Source organism: Streptosporangium sp. G11 (genome assembly GCF_051192615.1).
Taxonomy (GTDB): Bacteria; Actinomycetota; Actinomycetes; order Streptosporangiales; family Streptosporangiaceae; genus Streptosporangium.
In genome coordinates, this window is record NZ_JBPJUQ010000015.1 from 74,873 (window position 1) to 91,224 (window position 16,352).

12 protein-coding genes and 1 pseudogene are annotated in these 16,352 nt (G+C 72.0%); 6 read left to right on the forward strand and 7 right to left on the reverse strand.

The genetic code is table 11. From position 1 onward, the window contains the following. Positions 1–111: 111 nt before the first annotated feature. The 4 genes from ACSDR0_RS17265 to ACSDR0_RS17280 form a co-directional block, all read right to left on the reverse strand. Positions 112–834 carry an HNH endonuclease family protein gene (locus tag ACSDR0_RS17265; RefSeq protein ID WP_435289829.1) on the reverse strand — a complete coding sequence of 241 codons (723 nt, stop codon included), beginning with the start codon at positions 832–834 and terminating at the stop codon, positions 112–114. A 107-nt stretch (positions 835–941) separates the two neighbouring features. Beyond that, positions 942–1,610: a response regulator gene (locus ACSDR0_RS17270; protein ID WP_435289830.1), complete on the reverse strand. Its 669-nt coding sequence runs from the start codon at positions 1,608–1,610 to the stop codon at positions 942–944. Further along, positions 1,607–4,228: a DUF4118 domain-containing protein gene (locus tag ACSDR0_RS17275; RefSeq protein WP_435289831.1), complete on the reverse strand. Its 2,622-nt coding sequence runs from the start codon at positions 4,226–4,228 to the stop codon at positions 1,607–1,609. The genes ACSDR0_RS17270 and ACSDR0_RS17275 overlap by 4 nt, the downstream gene beginning before the upstream one ends. A gap of 150 nt (positions 4,229–4,378) precedes the next feature. Then, complete coding sequence (locus tag ACSDR0_RS17280) at positions 4,379–5,344, reverse strand: magnesium transporter CorA family protein (protein ID WP_435289832.1); 966 nt, start codon at positions 5,342–5,344, stop codon at positions 4,379–4,381. A 325-nt stretch (positions 5,345–5,669) separates the two neighbouring features. On the opposite strand from ACSDR0_RS17280, the gene ACSDR0_RS17285 reads away from it, so the two are divergent. Then, the gene (locus ACSDR0_RS17285) at positions 5,670–6,164 is read left to right on the forward strand and encodes a hypothetical protein (protein WP_435289833.1); all 495 of its coding nucleotides are present in this window, start codon (positions 5,670–5,672) and stop codon (positions 6,162–6,164) included. 12 nt (positions 6,165–6,176) lie between these two features. On the opposite strand, the gene ACSDR0_RS17290 is transcribed toward ACSDR0_RS17285, so the two are convergent. After that, a complete protein-coding gene (locus ACSDR0_RS17290; protein WP_435289834.1) occupies positions 6,177–7,427 on the reverse strand; it encodes a benzoate/H(+) symporter BenE family transporter in 1,251 nt (416 codons plus the stop codon). A gap of 72 nt (positions 7,428–7,499) precedes the next feature. Between ACSDR0_RS17290 and ACSDR0_RS17295 the strand changes: the two genes are divergently transcribed. Together ACSDR0_RS17295 and ACSDR0_RS17300 are read left to right on the forward strand one after the other, a co-directional pair. Then, complete coding sequence (locus tag ACSDR0_RS17295; protein WP_435289835.1) at positions 7,500–8,267, forward strand: helix-turn-helix domain-containing protein; 768 nt, start codon at positions 7,500–7,502, stop codon at positions 8,265–8,267. A 62-nt stretch (positions 8,268–8,329) separates the two neighbouring features. Next, on the forward strand, positions 8,330–9,562 hold the full coding sequence (locus ACSDR0_RS17300; RefSeq protein ID WP_435289836.1) for an MFS transporter: 1,233 nt from the start codon (positions 8,330–8,332) through the stop codon (positions 9,560–9,562). Between the two features lie 7 nt (positions 9,563–9,569). Here the strand turns inward: ACSDR0_RS17300 and ACSDR0_RS17305 are convergent, their stop codons facing one another. Continuing rightward, on the reverse strand, positions 9,570–10,316 hold the full coding sequence (locus ACSDR0_RS17305; protein WP_435289837.1) for an MBL fold metallo-hydrolase: 747 nt from the start codon (positions 10,314–10,316) through the stop codon (positions 9,570–9,572). 327 nt (positions 10,317–10,643) lie between these two features. Here ACSDR0_RS17305 and rho point away from each other — a divergent pair. The 3 genes and pseudogenes from rho to ACSDR0_RS17320 form a co-directional block, all read left to right on the forward strand. Further along, positions 10,644–11,711, forward strand: a pseudogene (gene rho / locus ACSDR0_RS17310) (transcription termination factor Rho); the annotation flags it as partial. A 73-nt stretch (positions 11,712–11,784) separates the two neighbouring features. After that, the gene (locus ACSDR0_RS17315) at positions 11,785–12,615 is read left to right on the forward strand and encodes a putative RNA methyltransferase (protein ID WP_435289838.1); all 831 of its coding nucleotides are present in this window, start codon (positions 11,785–11,787) and stop codon (positions 12,613–12,615) included. Positions 12,616–12,791: 176 nt separating this feature from the next. Next, complete coding sequence (locus ACSDR0_RS17320; RefSeq protein WP_435289839.1) at positions 12,792–14,558, forward strand: S9 family peptidase; 1,767 nt, start codon at positions 12,792–12,794, stop codon at positions 14,556–14,558. A 153-nt stretch (positions 14,559–14,711) separates the two neighbouring features. Here ACSDR0_RS17320 and ACSDR0_RS17325 read toward each other — a convergent pair whose 3' ends face one another. After that, positions 14,712–16,250: a PP2C family protein-serine/threonine phosphatase gene (locus tag ACSDR0_RS17325; protein ID WP_435289840.1), complete on the reverse strand. Its 1,539-nt coding sequence runs from the start codon at positions 16,248–16,250 to the stop codon at positions 14,712–14,714. Positions 16,251–16,352 lie beyond the last annotated feature (102 nt).

Sequence of the window (16,352 nt, forward strand, 5' to 3'; positions counted from 1 at the left end):
CACCCGGCTTCCGGGCGGCGCCCGGCTTTCGAACGAACGCCCGCTCCCACCCCCGCTCACGAACAGCCCCCGCTTATGAACAGCCCTCGCCTCCGGGCGTCCGCGCGGAGGTCACCGGCACTGGGCGAGCATGACGTTCTTGTCCGCGCGGGTGACCGGCAGGTCATATTTCACGGCCACCTGGGCGAAGCGGACGACGTAGGCGCAGCGGACCCTGCGGACGGGAGGGAGCCAGGACGCCGGTCCCGAGCCGCCCTTGGCCTCGTTGGCGTCGCCGTACACCGGGAGAAGGTTGAGCGGGTCGTTGGCGATGCGCTTCCGCTTGGACAGCGGCCAGCGGGAAGCGCCCATCCGCCACTCGTAGGACAGCGGGACCACGTGGTCGACCTGGATCTCGTCGGAGCGCTTCTTGGTCCAGCGGACGATCCGGCCGGTGTAGGGGTCGCGCAGCTTCATGGAGACGACCACGCAGTCGGATCCGCGGCGGTAGCGCACGTCCTCGCCGTCGCGGGCCAGCAGGTCGTCGCGGGTACCGCAGCCGTTGCGCGCGTACGGCACCCCTTTGGCGGTGTCGGCCCAGTTCTCGCCGAACCTGGCCCGGGTGTAGCCGGCCTTGGAACCCATCGGCCTGACCCGGAGCTTCCCGATCAGCCTGACGGCGATGTCCTTGTCTCCGGCCGATCTGACGGGCGCCAGACCGGGGCCCACGCCGTCCGGGTTGTCCAGCGGCGCGACCCGGGCCGGCGCGGCCCTCGCACGCGTGTCACCCTGCGTCGACAGTGAGAAGAGCACCGCGGCGCCGAGCATCACGGTGACCACCCCCCGCGTGCTCACCCATGCCTCCAGAAGGGTCTACAGGCTTATTCTTGACCGATTCCCGGTAATCCCCTGGTTGACACGAGGGTGTCCGCTGGTTGAGACCGTACCCGGAGATGACCCGGTCAGGGCTGGAAGCGGTAGCCCATGCCCGGTTCGGTGAGCAGGTGGACCGGGTGGGCGGGGTCGCGTTCCAGTTTCTTGCGCATCTGGGCCATGTACTGGCGAAGGTAGTTGGTCTCCTTGCTGTAGGAGGCGCCCCAGACCTCGTTCAGCAGGCGGCGCTGGGTGATCAGCTTGCCGGGGTTGCGGACCAGGATCTCCAGCAGGCGCCACTCGGTGGGCGTCAGCCGCACGCCGCCGGAGACGGTCTTGCCCGCCAGGTCCACCTCGTGCTCGCCGATCACGAACCGGGCGGGCTCCTCCTCGGGGACCGCGGCGCGACGCGACACCGCGCGGATCCTGGCGAGCAGCTCGTCGACGCCGAACGGCTTGATGACGTAGTCGTCCGCGCCCGCGTCCAGGGCCTCCACCTTGTCGCGGCCCTCTGCCCTGCCGGACAGCACGATGATCGGGACGGTGGTCCAGCCGCGCAGCCCGTGGATGACGTCCACCCCGTCCATGTCGGGCAGGCCGAGGTCGAGCACGACCAGGTCGGGGTGCCAGTCGGCGGCCTGGCGCAGGGCGACGGCGCCGTCGGCGGCCACGGCCACCTCGTACCCGCGGGCGGCCAGGTTGATCCGCAGCGCCCGCAGGAGCTGGGGTTCGTCGTCGACGACGAGGATGCGCGTCACAGGTCCTCCACGGGCGCGGGCGCGGCCCGGTGCCGCGGGAAGACGGGCAGGGTCAGGATCATGGTGAGGCCCCCGCCCGGCGTCTCGTCCGGTACGAGGGTGCCGCCCATGGCCTCCGCCAGCCCCCGGGAGAGCGCGAGGCCGAGACCGACGCCGGTGGCGTTGTCGCGGTCGCCGAGCCGCTGGAAGGGCATGAAGACCCGGTCGCGCGACTCCTCGGGAATACCGGGCCCCCGGTCGACGACCCTGATCTCCACGTGGTCGCCCTCCACGCTCGCGCCGACCAGCACGCCGACGTCCGGCGGGCTGTGGCGGACGGCGTTGGAGACGAGGTTGGCCAGTACGCGTTCGAGCAGCACGGGGTCGGCGGCGATCTCGGGGAGGTCCCCGGGCAGGCGGTTCCGCACCCGGTCGCGCAGCGGTCCCAGGTCGTCGACGACCCGGGGGACGACCTCCTCAAGCGCCGTCGGCTCCAGCGTCAGCCCGAGCACCCCCGCCTGCAGGCGGCTCATGTCGAGCAGGTTGGCGACGAGGCGGTCCAGCTTGGCCAGGGACTCGTCGGCGGTGGCGAGCAGTTCCTCCCTGTCCTGCGGCGACCAGTCGATGCCGGTGTTGCGCAGGCTCTCCACGGCGGCCTTGGCCGAGGCGAGCGGGGTACGCAGGTCGTGGCTGACGGCGGCGAGCAGCGCGGTGCGCATCCTGTCGGCCTCGGCGATCGGGCGCAGCCGTTCCGCCTGCTCGGCGAGGCGCTGGTGGCGCAACGCCACCGCCGCCTCGGCGGCGAACGCCTCCAGCACCCTGCGGCCGGACGCCCCGGGCAGCCGCCCGCGTACGGCCAGCACCAGGTCGTCGTCGACGACCACGTCGGTGTCGGCGACGCCGGGACGGGTGGACGGCTCCCCGCCCCCGGTCGCCACGATCCGCCAGCCGTCCGAATCATCCGAGTCATCCGGCCCGCCAGAGCCGGACGAGCCAGCGGACGAGCCAGACGGCCCAGACGAGCCGGACGAGCCAGACGGCCCGCCGGGCCGGCGTTCCAGCAGGGTGACGGAGGCCAGCCCGAAGGTCTCCCTGAGCCGGGAGAGCAGGGACGGCAGCGCCGCCTCGCCCCGCAGCACGTACCCGGCGAGGGTCGCCAGCACCTCGGCCTCCGCGCCCGCGCGGGAGGCCTCCCTGGCGCGGCGGGCCGCCAGGTCGACGACCGCGCTCACCATGATCGCGACCAGCACGTAGACGAACAGGGCGAGCAGGTTCTCCGGCCGCGTCACGGCCAGCGAGTGGAACGGCGGCGTGAAGTACCAGTTGAGGAGGGCGAAACCGGCCACCGCGGCGGTGATCGCGGGCCACATGCCACCGGCCAGCGCGACGCAGACCACCATCAGCAGGAACAGCAATATCACGCTCGGCAGCGTCGCCGCCTGCCTGAACTCCAGGAGGGCGGCGGTGAGCAGCGGAAGGCCGAGCAGCGCCGTCCCCCAGCCCGCCAGCCTGCGGGAGCGGGTGAGCGCGGCGCGCGACGGGGCGCGACCGCCGAACTCCCCCGCCTCCCCGTGGGTGATCATGTGAACGTCGACGGTCCCCGAGTACGCAGCCGTGGTCACGCCGACCCCCCGGGAGAGGATCCGCGCGAGCCACCCGCGCCGGGAGACCCCCAGCACCAGCTGCGTGGCGTTCACCCGCCGGGAGAACTCCAGCAGCTCCCGCGACACGTCGTCTCCCACCACCTGGTGGTAGCCGCCGCCCAGGCTCTCCACCAGCGCGCGCTGCCGGGCCAGGTGCGCCGGATCGGCACCGGTCAGCCCGTCGGCCATCGTCACGTGCACCGCCAGCAGCTCCGCCCGCGGGGACCTGGCCGCGATCCGCGCCGCCCGGCGCACCAGGGTCTCCCCCTCCGGGCCCCCCGACAGCGCCACCACCACCCGCTCCCGGGTCTCCCACACCCCGGCGACGCGGTGCTCGGCGCGGTAGCGGCCGAGCTGTTCGTCGACACTTCCCGCCACCCACAGCAGCGCCAGCTCGCGCAGCGCCGCCAGGTTGTCCGGCTGGAAGTACCTCGACAGGGCCGCGTCCGCCCTCTCGGGTGCGAACACGTTGCCGTGCGCCATCCTGCGGCGCAACGCCTCGGGGGTCATGTCCACCAGCTCCACCTGCCCGGCCCGCCGCACCACCTCGTCGGGCACCGTCTCGCGCTGGACCACCCCGGTGATCTCCTCGACCGCGTCGCGGAGCGACTCCAGGTGCTGGACGTTGACGGTGGAGATCACGTCGATCCCGGCCTCCAGGATCTCCTCCACGTCCTGCCAGCGCTTGGCGTTGCGCGAGCCCGGCACGTTGGTGTGGGCCAGCTCGTCGACCAGGACGACCTTCGGTCTCCTGGCGATGACGGCGTCCACGTCCAGCTCGCCGAACACGGCCCCGCGGTGCTCCGCCGCCACGCGCGGGACGATCTCCATCCCCTCCAGCAGGCTCTCGACGCGCTCGCGCCCGTGTGTCTCCACCAGCCCGATCACCACGTCGGTGCCGCGCTCCCGGCGCCGGTGCCCCTCGGCCAGCATCGCGAAGGTCTTGCCCACCCCGGGGGCCGCCCCCAGGTAGACGCGCAGCCGTCCGCGTGCCATGCAGTTCGTCCTTCGCCGATCGCCGATCCCTGCCGGATGCCGGGTCGGACCCGGCGCCCGGAGGGCCGGTTCTCCCCCTGAGGCCAGGCTACGGTGGGCGACCCCCGGCCGACCGGGTGACCCGGCGAGCGACGGGGGACGACGACCTGGTCAGAGCCAGTTGCGCTTCTTGAACGCCCGGTAGAGCAGAATGGTGCCCACGATGATCATGATCGTGGACGTCCAGAACCCGATCGACTGGTCGTAGCCGGGATAGGGCACGTTCTGCCCGTAGAAACCGGTGATCATCGTGGGCACCGCGATGATGGCCGCCCAGCTGGTGATCTTCTTCATGATGTCGTTGAGCCGGAACCCCTGCTGGTTCATGTGGGCCTCGCGGACGTTGCCCACCAGGTCCTGCAGGGACTCGCTCCACTCCGCGGTGCGCAGGGTGTGGTCGTAGATGTCCTGGTAGTACGGGGCCAGCTTGGGGTCCAGGACGTCCTGCCTGCGCAGCAGGCTGCCCACGACCTCGCGCGTCGGCACCGCCAGCCGCCGGAAACGCACCAGCTTCTTGTGCATCTCGAAGGTCCGGCGCTGGATGTGCGGCATGTCCCCGGGATTGTCCTGGAAGAGATCGTCCTCCAGCTCCTCGACGCGGTCGTCCACCCCCTGCAGCACCTCGAAGTAGCCGTCCACGATGTAGTCGAGCAGGCCGTGCAGCAGGTACGGCACCCCGAACTTGACCATGATGGAGTTGGCGTCCCAGCGCCTGAGCACCTCGTCGATGTTGAACTCGGGGTTCTCTCTCACGGTGACCAGGGCGTTCTTGGTCGCGAAGATCGAGACCTCGATGAAGTCGATTCCCTTGTCCGCCAGTCTCGCCGCGTAGGCGGTGATGAACAGGTGACTGTCGTAGGTGTCGAGCTTGGGGCGCTGGTGGCTGTGGAGGGCGTCCTCGACGGCCAGGGGGTGCAGGCCCAGCTCCTCGCTGATCTTCGCCAGGTCCGCCTGCGTGGGCGAGCAGAGGTCGAACCAGACGATGGCGGACTCGTCCTCCACATACTCGGAGATGTCGTCGATGGGAAAGCCCTCGGCCTCCAGGACGCCGTTGCGATACAGGCGGGTACGGTCCATGGGCGTCAACCCTAGACCTCCGCGACAGGCCCGAAATCTCCCGGAGGTCCGCGCCTCCGCTCTCCGCGCCGTCCCGCGCCGTGGAGGGGGCCGGCCGCCCGGTACGACGCCGCGGAGGGGACCGGCCGCCCGGTACGGCTCGGGAGGCATGCACCGAAGAGGCCCGCCCGCCCCACGCCGATGACGTCGGCGACGCTGACGTCCGTGGCGTCTTCCGGCGGCCTGTCCGTCACATTCCCCGGCGAGCATGGGGATTCGAGGAATAATCCCGCGCGCCGGGGGCAGCAGTGGCTACCACAACAGCCAAAGCCTGAGGTGAGGTCACATGATAGTGCTGGGACTTCTCTTGATCGTACTCGCGGGTGCGACCGTGATCGCGGTCTCCTGGGACGAGACCGCAGCATCGACCACCACCGCTTCGTTCACGATCTTCGACCGCCTGTTCCAGCTCACCCAGCTGGAACTCTTCTTCGCGGGTGTCGCCACGGGAGCGGTTCTCCTGCTCGGCCTGGGAATGATGTTCTCCGGCATGCGGCGCTCGGCCGCGCACCGTCGCAGGCTCCGTGCCTCGCGGACGGAGGCGCGTGACCGCGTCACCCGTCTGGAGGAGGAGAAGCGGGAACTGGAGCGCAAGCTTGAAGAGACCCCTGCGGCTCCCGCGACCGCCACGACCGCCACTGCCCCCGTGGTCGACCGCGACCGCGACGGCGTCGACGACCGTGTCGAGGACACCGCGCCCCACCCCCGGGTCGAGGTGCCCCGCCAGTCCGCCACCGACCAGCTCGTGGCCGGTCGCCACGGCCGCTCGGACCACCAGTAGTCACGTCTCGCCTCAGCCGGTGCGGCCCGCGGGCCGCACCGGCTGAGGCGTGTCCGGCCCCTCTTCGCCCCCGTCCGGCACGGCCTCTTCCCCGTACGGCGGGGTCCGGGGGGTGTTCACGCGACGGCGGTGCAGGAGTGTCATGAGCCCGCCCGCGACGAGTCCCCAGAAGGCGGCGCCGACACCCAGGAACGTCAGTCCCGACGCGGTGACCACGAAGGTGACGGCCGCGGCCTCCCTGCCCTCGGGGTCGGTGACGGCGGAGGCGATGGCCGAGGCGAGCGCGCCGAGCAGGGCGAGACCGGCGACGGCCTCGACGAGCAGCGGCGGGGAGAGCAGGACGAGCGCGGTGGCCAGCCCCGAGCCGATCCCGAGGACGATCATCGACACGCCCGAGGTGACCGAGGCGATCCACCGGCGGGCCGGATCGGGGTCGGCGTCGGGCCCGGCGGACAGCGCGGCGCTGATCGCCGCCAGGTTCACCGCGTGGCCGCCCAGCGGGGCACCCAGCGTGCTCGCCAGGCCGGTGGAGACGAGGATGCCGCGCAGCGGGGGACGGTAGCCGTACCCGGCGAGGACCGCCATGCCCGGCACGTTCTGCGAGACCATGGTGACCAGGAACAGCGGGAGCGCGACGCTGACCATCGCCTGGGCGCTCCAGGACGGGACGGTCACCTCGAGCACCGGCCGCACGTCCACCGCCCCCAGCTCGGGACCGGTCAGGGCGATGGCCGCGACGGCGACGAGGAGGGCCGCCGGGATCGCCCACTTGCGGGCGAACCTGCTCAGCAGCGCCCAGGTGAGCACGACGGGGCCCGCCATCAGCGGTATCTCGGCGAGCGCCCTGACCGGCGCGACGCACAGGTCGAGCACGACCCCGGCGAGCATGGCACCCGCGATCGGCGTGGGGATGGCCGCGATCCACCGGCCCAGGGCCGGGAAGAGCCCGGCGGCGGTGAGGAGGAGTCCCGAGACCGCGAACGCCCCGACCGCGGCGGGAAAACCACCCTCCACGGTCCCGGTCGCGACCAGCAGCGCCGCTCCGGGGGTGGACCAGGCGACGATGATCGGGACGCGCTGCCGCAGGCCCAGCCAGACGGCCACCACGCCGTTGGCCACGCAGAGGGCGAGCAGCCCCGACGCCGCCTGCCGCTGGTCGGCGCCCACGGCCCTGAGCCCGGCGAGGACCACGGCGAAGGTACTGGCGAAACCGACCACCGCGGTCACCACCCCGGCCAGTACGGGTTGAAGCAGACGTGTCATTTCTCGGTCCTCGTGGGGGATGGCGCGGCCTGTTCCGTAAACGGAACGGGTCTCGTGCTGCACGATAGCCCCATGGACTCCGGAGCACAAAGCCCCAGGCCCGCCGGGGAAACCGGCCCACCCGACCGGCCCGCCGCGGCCACCCACGCGTCCGGCGGCCCCTCGGCGGGCGCCGGCACACCCGACCGGCCGGCCACCGGTACCTCCGGCCGGGCCGCCGCGGTCACCGGCGCTCCCGGCCCACCCGCCGTGGACGACAGCGCACCCGACCGGCCCGCCATGGACGGCGGCACGCTCGACATCGGGCGGCGGATCCGCAGGCTGCGCGAGGAGCGCGGCATCTCCCTGTCCGCCCTCGCCCGCGGCGCCGGTGTCGGCAAGGCCACGCTCTCCGGCCTGGAGAACGGCACCCGCAACCCCACCCTGGAGACCCTCTGGGCGATCACCGCCGAGCTCGGCGTCCCCCTGGCGATGGCCATCGGCACCCCGCCGGTGGAGGCCGCGGGCGGCGGCGAGCGGGCCGAGGTGGTCCCCGTCGTCCACGGGAGGGCCTCCGAGGGGACACTGCTCCAGGTCTTCGAGGACGAGGAGGTCACGTACGAGCTCTACCGGCTGGTGATCCGCGCGGGGGCGACGCAGGTCTCGCCCGCCCACCACGAGGGCGTCACCGAGCACGTGACCGTCTTCGCCGGGACGCTCAGCGCGGGACCGGCCGGGGCTCCCCTGCGGGCCGGTCCCGGCGAGCACATCTCCTGGCGGTCGGACGTCCCGCACACGTACACCGTCCTCGGCGACCGGGATGTGCACGCGAGCCTGCTCATCCGCTACCCGCGCCGCTGATCACGACGAGCCCCGTGGACCCGATCGCATAGCTAAAACACCTAAAAAGTAATATTTGCCCCATGACACCACGGTCCATGGCGATTCTCTTCTGGGCCACAGGTGTACTGGCCTACGTCGTCGCCGTCTTCCACCGGCAGTCGCTGGGTGTGGCGGGCATCGAGGCGGCGGCGAGGCTCGACGTCGGCGCGGCGGGGCTCTCGTTCCTGGCCATGTGCCAGCTGCTGGTCTACGCGGGCATGCAGGTGCCCGTCGGGATGCTGGTCGACCGGCTCGGTTCCAAGCGCATGCTGGTCCTGGGTGCCGTGGTGATGGCCTGCGGCGAGCTCGTCTTCGCCCTGGCCGAAGGGCTGCTGCCGGGGATCGCCGGGCGGGCGCTGATCGGGTGCGGGGACGCGATGACGTTCATCAGCGTGATCAGGCTGGTCGGCCTCTCCTTCCCCGCCCGCCGCAACCCGCTGATGGTCCAGCTCACCGGCCTGCTCGGCCAGCTCGGCGCGATCGCCTCCGCGGTGCCCCTCATCTACTCCCTGCACACGTACGGCTGGACGCCGACCTTCATGGGCGCCGCCGTCCTCGGCGTGGTCTCCGCGTTCCTGCTGATCACGGTGCTGCGCGACCCCCGCCCCGAGCGCACGGGGGAGCCGCCGAGCCTGAAGGCCGCCTGGGCCGAGCCGGGCACCCGGCTGGGCATGTGGACCCACGCGGCCACCCAGTGCTCGGCCGCGGCGTTCCTGATGCTGTGGGGATACCCGTTCCTGGTCCAGGGTCAGGGGTTGACCCCCTCGACGGCGGGCGTGCTGCTGACCACGCTGACCCTGTGCGGCATGGTGTGCGGGCCGCTGCTCGGCTATCTCGCCGGGCGGTTCCCCTTCCACCGCTCCCGGATCGTGCTCATCGTGATCGGCACCACCGCCGGGGCGTGGACCGTCGTGCTGGCCTGGCCGGGACGGGCACCGCTCTGGCTGCTGGTGGCGCTTGTGGTGGTGCTGGCGGCCAACGGCCCCGGGTCGATGATCGGCTTCGACTACGCCAGGACCTTCAACCCGGCCACCCGGATCGGCGCGGCCACCGGCATCGTGAACGGCGGAGGCTTCGTCGCGTCCGTGGCGGTGATCGCCCTGATCGGCGTCACCCTCGACCTCACGGGCGACAGCGGCCTGGACGCCTTCCGGTGGGCGTTCGCCACGCAGTACCCGATCTGGGCACTGGGCGCCGTCCAGGTCCTCCGCTACCGGGGCAAGGCACGGCGGAGCCGCGCCCTCTCGTCTCCCCTCACCGCACAGTCTTCGTGAAGTCCCCTCACACGATCCTCGTGAAGGGTTCGGCGAAGTGGGCGGTGCCGATCATCCCGCCCTCCGCCCTGACCCGGTCGAGCAGCTCCACGCGCGTGGCCGCGGCCAGCTCGGGGTCGGCGTCGTAGAGGTAGGGCACCCGCGGATCCTCAAGCTGCACCGGATGCAGCACCACGTCGCCGGTCAGCACCAGATCGCCGACCTGGACGACCTGGTGGCCGGGGGTGTGCCCCGGCGTGAGCAGCACCCGGATGCCGGGCAGCACCTCCGCCCCGCCGTCCACCGCCTGCACCCGCTCGCCCAGCGGCCGGACGACGTGGCCGAGGATCGCCCCGCCCGCCGCGTCGATCTCGGCGCGCTGCAGGACGTGCCGGGCGTTGGCGAAGACCGGCGCCCCCGCGACCACCGCGCCGCTCGCGTGGTCGCTGTGCAGGTGCGTGATGACCACGACGTCCACCTCGCCGGGAGCCGTCCCCACCCGGGCCAGCTCGGCGCCCAGGACGCCGGGCACCGGCGCCCAGCTCGCCGCGGGCGAGTCGCGGGGGCCGATGCCGGTGTCGACCAGCACCGTGCGGCCCGCCGCGTCGCGCAGCAGGTAGCAGTGGAAGTGCAGGATCCACTCGTCGGACCCGCCGTGGCGGCCACCGGGGAACATCTGCGACATCGGGCGCCGGATCGACTCACCCATCGGTCCCACCGCGTCGCACAGCGGGAACACCTCGACCCCGGCGACCGTTATGGACTGATGTAGCATCCGCTCTCCTGTTCGGGATGGGGCAACGGTGCTACCGTGATACCGGGCGTGACGCACCGCTGGCTAGGCCGCGTGCGATGATCCGCCCCCGTTTCTCGCTTTTTCTCTCAGCACCGCCCCTGTCTCAGGCATGCGGTCCTCATCTCCCGTGAAAGGTCATTCATGACCGCGGAACCCGTTTTCAAAGAACCCACCATCGAAAAAATCACCGCCAAGAAGGTGCCGCGTCCCCGCGGAGGCGACGCGAACACCTCCAGGAAAGCCCCCCGGGGAAACGGCGCGACCACGACCGGGCGGTCTCCCGGGCGCGACACCCCCGTCGAGACCGTGACCGGCCTGCTCGACGTCCGTGACCGGACCGGACACATCCGGACCGGCGGCTACCTGCCGTCCCCGCGCGACGTCCGCGTGCCCCACTCCCAGCTCTCCGAGTACGGCCTGCGCCCCGGCGACCACGTCGTGGCCATCGCGCGCGCCCCGTACGAGAAGCTGGAGGGGGTGGAGAGCGTGAACGGCGCCACCGCCTGGCGGAACAGGCCCGACTTCGCGGACATGACCCCGATCCACCCCCGCGACCGGCTCCGCCTGGAGACCGGGTCGCTGACCGGCAGGGTCGTCGACCTGTTCACGCCGGTCGGCAAGGGCCAGCGCGGCCTGATCGTCGCCCCGCCCAAGGCGGGCAAGACGATGGTCCTGCAGGACCTGGCCGCCGCGATCACCGCCAACCACCCGGACTGCCACCTCATGGTCGTGCTCGTCGGCGAGCGCCCCGAGGAGGTCACCGAGATGCGCGAGTCCATCCACGGCGAGGTGGCCGCGTCCACGTTCGACCGTCCCGACCGCGACCACACCGCCGTCGCCGAGCTCGCCGTCGAGCGCGCCAAGCGCCTCGCGGAGGCCGGGCACGACGTCGTCCTCCTGCTCGACTCCCTCACCCGGCTCGCCCGCGCGTACAACAACCTCGCCCCCGGCGGCGGGCGCACCCTCGCCGGAGGCATCGACGCCACGGCCCTGCTCCCCCCGCGCCGTTTCTTCGGCGCCGCCCGCAACCTGCGCGACGGCGGCTCGCTGACCATCCTCGCCACCGCGCTGGTCGAGACCGGCTCGCGGATGGACGACAGCCTCTTCGAGGAGTTCAAGGGCACCGGCAACATGGAGCTGCGCCTCAGCCGCGCCCTCGCCGACAAGCGCCTCTACCCGGCCGTCGACCTCGACGCCTCGAGCACCCGCCGCGAGGAGATCCTCCTCGACCCCCAGGAGCGGCAGCTCACCTGGCGCCTGCGCCGCACGCTGGGCGGCCTGGAGAGGCAGCAGGCCCTGGAGCTCCTCACCGGCAGGCTCAGCGAGACCCCCTCCAACGCGGCCTTCCTCCAGCAGATCCAGCAGACCGCCTGACCTGTCCTCCCCCCCGCAGGTCCCGCGCCCATCATGACAATTCGGCCGCGGCGGGACGCGAGATGATGGGGAGATGCTGGACGATGTCGTCGAACACCTCGCCTGCCCGGTCTGCCGCGGCTCCCTGACGCTCGAAGGGCGGGTCCTGCGGTGCGCCCTGGGGCACGGCTTCGACGTGGCCAGGCAGGGATACGTCAGCCTGCTGACCGGGTCGCGGGTGCCGGGAACGGCCGACAGCGCGGCCATGGTGGCGGCCAGGGACGCGTTCCTCGCCGCCGGGCACTACGCCCCGCTGGCGGAGGCGGTCGCCGGAGCCTGCCGCGGCGGCGCGAAGGTGGTCGCGGACGCCGGGGCCGGGACGGGCCACTATCTCGCGCGGGCGCTCGACGGGCTGCCGGGGGCCACGGGGGTGGCGCTGGACGTCTCCAAGCACGCGATCAGGCGTGCCGCGCGGGCCCACCCCCGGCTGGGGGCGGTGGTGGCCGACGTATGGAGACCGCTGCCGCTGGGAGATGACACGATAGATGTACTTCTCAATGTGTTCGCCCCCAGAAATGGGGCAGAGTTCGCACGAGTGCTCAAGGAGGACGGTGAGCTCGTAGTGGTCACCCCCACCTCGCGGCATCTCGCGCCACTGGTGGAGCGGCTGGGGCTCCTGTCGGTGGACGAATCGAAGGAGCGGCGCGTGGCGGAGAGCCTGAACGAGCACTTCGTCGAGACCGGCCGGAGCACTCTCGCGTTCGAGATGGCCCTGGGGCATGATGCGGTCGAGGCGGTCGTGGGAATGGGGCCCAGCGCGTGGCACACGGATCCGGAAGTTATGCGAAGAAAGATCGCAGAACTGCCAGAAATGAGCCCTGTAGAGGCCTCTTTCCGTATGTCTATCTTTAAGCACCACCTCTGAGCAAGCTGTGTGCTTGACAGCCACCTTCGGGACACCTGTTACTGATGTGACTTTTAGTCCGAAATTCCCAGACATTACTCAAGCAATTAGCCGGTGAAGACGACATACTGGACCGCAATCCGGCGAGCCCGCGCCTGGACGCGTGAAGCTGACGCCTTGACGGAGGGAAGCGCCATATGAAGGCGGAGGAGCGCTGGCAGGCCAGGTTCCGTGCGCCGCGCGCGACGTTGCCCGTGTGGGCGGGCCAGGCTCCCAGCCGGTCCGTCTACCGCAGCAACGCCTCGGGGGCGTGGGAGGTCTACGCCTGGGACCGCGCGGGCGGTTCCACCCGCCAGGCGACCTCACGGCCCAAGGGCACCTCGCACGGCGCGATCGACCCCACCGGCCAGTGGATCTGGTGGTTCGAAGACACCGACGGCGACGAGTGGGGCCGGTGGATGCGCCAGCCCTTCTACGGCGGCCCCGACCAGCCGATCGACCTCGCCCCGGGCTTCCCCGCCGGGCTCGGGCTCTCGGCGACGGGCGACGCGGTCATCGGCATGGCCAGGCCGGGGCAGGGCTTCACCATCCATCTCGTACCGCAGGGCGAGCCCGCCCGGACCATCTACGAGCACACCGAGGCGGCCGCCGTCTCCGCGGTCTCCCTGGACGGCTCGCTGATCGCCATCAGCCACAGCGAGCGCGGCGACGCCCGGCACCCCGGGCTGCGCGTGCTCCGGCGCAACGGCGAGGTCGTCGGCGACCTGCACGACGGCCCCGGCAAGGGCGTCGTCGGCCTGCGCTTCGCACCGGTGTCCGGAGACCGCCGGCTGCTCACCCTGCACGAGCGCAGGGGCCGCCGCGAGCCCCTCGTCTGGGACCCCGAGACCGGCGACCAGCGGGAGATCTGGCTGCGCGACCCGGGCGAGATCACCGCCGACTGGTACGACGACGGCCGCTCGCTGCTCGTCGTGCGAGGCAACCGGGGCCGCACCTATCTGACCCGCTACGACCTTCCCGGCGGCGGGTTCTTCCCGATCGAGACCCAGCACGGCGTGATCGACGCCGCCGCGCCCCGTCCCGACGGCTCCGTCGAGTACTCCTGGTCCAGCGGGGCCCACCCGCCGCTGATCCGGTCGACCAGCGGCCACGTGGTGATGAACCACGGCGGCCCCACCTCGCCCCCGTCGGTCCCGGTCGAGGACGTGGACGTGGAGGGGCCCGGAGGCCGCATCCACGCCCTGGTCTCGCGCCCCGAGCGCGGCTCGGGCCCCTTCCCCACGGTCTTCATGCTGCACGGCGGGCCCACCGCGCAGGACGACGACTCCTTCGTACCGCAGGTGGCCGCCTGGGTGGACATCGGCTTCGCGGTCGTGCGGGTCAACTACCGGGGCTCCACCGGCTACGGCTCGGCCTGGCGGAACGCCCTGCACGGCGAGGTCGGGCACATCGAACTGTCCGACGTGGCCGCCGTCAGGGACGCCCTGGTCGACCGCGGTGTCTGCGACCCCGACCGACTGGTGCTGTCCGGCGCCTCCTGGGGCGGCTATCTCACGCTGCTCGGCCTGGGCACCCAGCCCAAGATGTGGGCGGCGGGCATCGCCACGGTGCCGATCGCCGACCACATCGCCACCTACGAGGAGGAGACGGAGGCGCTGCGCTCCTACCACCGCGCGCTGCTCGGCGGCTCACCCGAGGAGCAGCGCGAGCGGTACGTGAACAGCTCGCCGATCACCTACGTCGACCAGGTCGAGGCGCCGCTGCTGATCCTCGCCGGGGAGAACGACCCGCGCTGCCCGATCGGGCAGATCGAGGCCTACGTGGCCCGGCTCCCCGAGCACGACCACGAGCACAAGGTGTACCGCTACGACGCGGGCCACGGCTCCCTGGTCGTCTCCGAGCGCATCGCGCAGATGTCGGCGCAGCTGGACTTCGCCCGAAAGCACGTGAAGACCGACATCTAATCCGTGCTACCCCGTGAAGGGGTGACGGCCCCGCCCGTACCGCCCCGCCGGGGCGCGGGGTGGGGCCTGTCCGGCCGGCAGGCACGCGGTCGCCAGGTGGACGGCCCCGTTCAACGGGCCCCAAGAACCACGATCATCAGGTGGACGGCCCCGTCAACGGGCTCTCAGGACCACGATCGCCATGTCGTCGGCGCTCGGCTCGGGGGCGAAGTCCTGGACCGCGCGGCGGATCCGCTCGGCGACCGCCCGCGCCGACAGCCCCGCGCACTCGGCCAGCAGCTTGGCCAGCCCCGCGTCGTCGTCGAGCAGCCGCCCGTCCCTGCGACGCTCGGTGACCCCGTCGGTGACCGCGAGAAGCACGTCGCCGGGGTCGAGGTGGACGAGCTCCGCCTTGAAGGTCGCCTCGGGGAAGACGCCCAGCAGCGACTGGGAGGTCACCACGGCCTCCACGACACCGCTGGGCCGCAGCCTCAGCGCCTCCGGGTGCCCGGCGGAGACCATCGCCACGTCCAGGCCTGTCGGCACGGGCGTGATCTCCCCGTGCAGCAGCGTCAGGAAGCGGGCACGCTCGCCCTCTTCCAGGATGGCCTGGTTGAGGCGGTCGAGGACGGCGGCCACGCCGTACCCCTCCCGCGAGAGCAGGCGCAGGGTGTGGCGGGCCAGGCCGGTGACTGCGGCGGCCTCGGGGCCGGTCCCGCAGACGTCGCCCACCGCGAACCGCCAGGAGCCGTCACCGGCCGCGAAAAGATCGTAGAAGTCGCCGCCGACCTCGTTGGTCTCCCCCGCGGGCTCGTAGACCACCGCGGGGTCGAGGCCGGGGATCTCGCCCGGCTCGTTGGGAGGGAGCAGGCTGCGCTGGAGCGCCCGGTTGGCCGCCGCCTGGGTGGCGTACAGCAGGGCGTTGTCCAGGGCGAGCGCCGCGCGGCGGCCGATGTCCTCGGCGTACTGGAACACGTCCTCGGCGAACCGGTCGGGCCGCCCCAGGCACATCGCCCCCAGCGTTCGCCCGCGCGCGAGGAGCGGGATGACCAGCACCTGCGAGTCGGCGAGCTGCATGGACCCGCCGGCCTGCGGGATCTGGACGCTGGCGAGCTCCTCCCGGAGTTCGTCGATGCGCCTCTCGTCGGTGTGCCAGAGGTAGGCTGGACGCTGCGGGCCGCCGCCGTTGCTCCATGTGTAGACGGCACACCAGGTGGCCAGCCGCGGCACCACGATCTGCGAGATGATCGCGGGCACCATGTCGGGGTCGAGGGTGCCCGCCAGCAGGTCGCTGGCATCGGCGAGAAAACCCATCCATATCGGCCCGCGGCTGGGTTCCTCGGTGGCCCACTCCGAGGACGGCCGTCCGGACGATCCGGGCAGCCGGATCCTGGCCCAGTGCGTGCGCTGCTGACCGGCGAAGGTGACACCCCACTCCTCCACCGGCACGGACGGGGCGCCGGGGCTCTCCTCGGGAGCCTGCTTCTGGCGCACCTCGATCTGCAGCCCGTCGCCCAGATGGCTCCAGACGATCTCGAAGGGGACGTCGGTCACCTGTGACGACAGGTCTGCGGCCAGCCGCTCGGCGACCGCGAGAACGGACGCGGCGGCCCAGGCGGTCATCACCTCGATGGTGAACCGCCTGGCGGCAGGGACGGCCGTCTGTCCTGGGGCGAAGGTCGCCGCCAAGACGGCACGTGGAGCACTGGTCACTGTTCCGTGACTACCACACTTCCCGTTGACATGGGGTGAATCGAAGGTGGGACTACACATTGCGCACCGTGACAGACTGGGGTGACTCACGGCTGCGCCCCC